Source organism: Streptomyces sp. NPDC001858, from assembly GCF_053594615.1.
In genome coordinates this window covers 1-2057 of sequence record NZ_JBSFEV010000117.1, presented here as the reverse complement: position 1 = coordinate 2057, position 2057 = coordinate 1, and the positions used below count along the sequence as shown (strand labels likewise).

At 69.8% G+C, this 2057-nt stretch carries 5 protein-coding genes; 4 read left to right on the top strand and 1 reads right to left on the bottom strand.

Annotated elements, in window-relative coordinates:
• From ACWCPF_RS45410 to ACWCPF_RS45400, 3 genes are all read left to right on the top strand, one after another.
• The coding region (locus ACWCPF_RS45410; protein ID WP_451051026.1) for an acyl-CoA carboxylase subunit epsilon at positions 1–141 on the top strand (141 nt) is incomplete at its 5' end.
• 137 nt (positions 142–278) lie between these two features.
• On the top strand, positions 279–407 hold the full coding sequence (mmpB, locus tag ACWCPF_RS45405) for a morphogenic membrane protein MmpB (protein WP_351910196.1): 129 nt from the start codon (positions 279–281) through the stop codon (positions 405–407).
• A gap of 29 nt (positions 408–436) precedes the next feature.
• Positions 437–1042 (top strand): Maf family protein, encoded by a 606-nt coding sequence (locus ACWCPF_RS45400; protein ID WP_451051025.1) that lies wholly within the window; start codon positions 437–439, stop codon positions 1040–1042.
• Here ACWCPF_RS45400 and ACWCPF_RS45395 read toward each other — a convergent pair.
• On the bottom strand, positions 1011–1502 hold the full coding sequence (locus tag ACWCPF_RS45395; protein ID WP_451051024.1) for a hypothetical protein: 492 nt from the start codon (positions 1500–1502) through the stop codon (positions 1011–1013). The genes ACWCPF_RS45400 and ACWCPF_RS45395 overlap by 32 nt on opposite strands.
• A 344-nt stretch (positions 1503–1846) precedes the next feature.
• Between ACWCPF_RS45395 and ACWCPF_RS45390 the strand changes: the two genes are divergently transcribed.
• A partial coding sequence (locus ACWCPF_RS45390) for a biotin carboxylase N-terminal domain-containing protein (protein ID WP_451051023.1) occupies positions 1847–2057 on the top strand: 211 nt, incomplete at its 3' end.

Below are 2057 nucleotides of genomic sequence, written 5' to 3'. Positions count from 1 at the left end.
GCCCGCGCCGCGGCGGCGACAGCCACCCCGCCCGGCGCGGAACCCCCGAAAGACGCATGGTCCGACCCGTCCCGCATCGCAACCCAACGCCTCCCGCACCCAGGCGAAGCATCCTGGACCCGCACCTACTGGCCCGCCTGAGGACAGCACCACCAGGGGCGCGGGGCTGCATCCGATATGCGGCTCCGCCGCGTGGGCGCACAGAGGAGGAACCCCGGGTGCCAATCTGAGTACCCCTACTCAGGCACCGTCGATGGCCCAAGCCCCACGCTAGTGGAATGCTGTGGTCCGACCCCGAGAACGAGCCCCCCAAGGAACTCCGCGACATGCAGGAGACCCTGAGACGGCTCGGCTTCTTCCTGGCGTTGGCCATGGTCGTGGCGATGATCGTGCTGGGCGTCAGGTGAGGGACCTGCGTCCGCACTACCCTGAGCCCATGCGCAGACTCGTCCTCGCCTCCCAGTCCCCCGCCCGACTGAACCTGCTGCGGCAGGCGGGCCTCGCCCCCGAGGTGATCGTGAGCGGGGTCGACGAGGACGCCGTCACCGCGCCCAGCCCCGCCGAGCTGGCGCTCGCCCTCGCCGAGGCGAAGGCCTCCGTCGTGGCCGCGAAGCCGGAGGTCAAGGGCGCCCTGGTGATCGGCTGCGACTCGGTGCTCGACCTGGACGGCCAGGCGCTGGGCAAGCCCGCGGACGCCGAGGAGGCCACCGCGAGGTGGAAGGCGATGCGCGGGCGGGCCGGGACGCTCCAGACCGGCCACTGCCTCTACGACACCCTCAGCGGGCGTTACACCTCCGCCGTCGCCTCCACCGTCGTCCGCTTCGGGGAGCCGACGGACGACGAGATCGCCGCGTATGTCGCCTCGGGCGAACCCCTCTACGTGGCGGGGGCGTTCACGCTGGACGGCCGCTCGGCCCCGTTCATCGACGGCATCGACGGCGACCACGGCAACGTCATCGGCATCAGCCTGCCCCTCGTGCGGCGGCTGCTGGCGCAGCTGGGCGTCGGCATCACGGAGTTGTGGGAGCCGGCGGAGGGATGACGGGCGAGCCGCCGCCGTCGCCCTTGCCGTTCCCGGGTTCCGGGGCCGGGTCGGGGGCGGCGGGCTGCTGCTTGGCGTCGTAGGTCATCAGGAGCAGCACGATCAGAGTGAGCACGACCACCATGAACACGAACTGCGCCACCCCCAGCAGCCCCCACGCGAGGGCGCCCAGCAGCCCGTGCACCACCGCGACGCTGATCAGCAGGACCCGGCCGAGCCCGGCGGGCGCGCGGTCGCGCAGGGCCACCAGCAGGGCGACGACGCCGCACAGGGCGAAGTAGAGGCCGAAGACGATCCCGCCGACCTTCGAGGACGTCGACATCACGCCGGGGTCCAGGCCCGCCAGGGACATGTCCTGCCGGTCCACGACTATGCCCATGAACCAGTTCAGCGCGGCGATGCCGAGTGCCTCGGCGAAGAGCACGACCGCCACGATCCACGCCACCGGTCTGCGAACCACCGGCCCCCACCCACTTTCGATCCTGGCTCGACCAACACCTGAACGCTACTAACGGGTAAACCCCGGGACAAGGGTTCGGGGAGCGGCAAAGAATCGTTGGGCCATTCGTAGGGACTCCACAAAGAAACGGAGTGGGCCGCAGCACGCTCTCACAGAGACCTTGACCACATGGGAGGGCTAGGGTTTCCCGCAGGAGTGCTGCGTACGGCGGTACTACAAGGGATTTCGGTGTCGAGTGAGCCTGGTATCACGCTCCGTGTGGGCAAGCTCACCTTTGGGGACGGGTCGATGAGTCGTGTCGGCAGTCCCTAAACTCGGCTTGTTTCAAGGAGGGAGCCTCAATCGTGCGCAAGGTGCTCATCGCCAACCGTGGCGAAATCGCTGTCCGCGTGGCCCGGGCATGCCGGGATGCCGGTATCGCGAGCGTGGCCGTGTACGCCGACCCCGACCGGGACGCTCTGCACGTCCGGGCGGCGGACGAGGCGTTCGCCCTGGGCGGTGACACTCCGGCGACCAGCTATCTCGACATCGAGAAGGTGCTGAACGCGGCGCGGG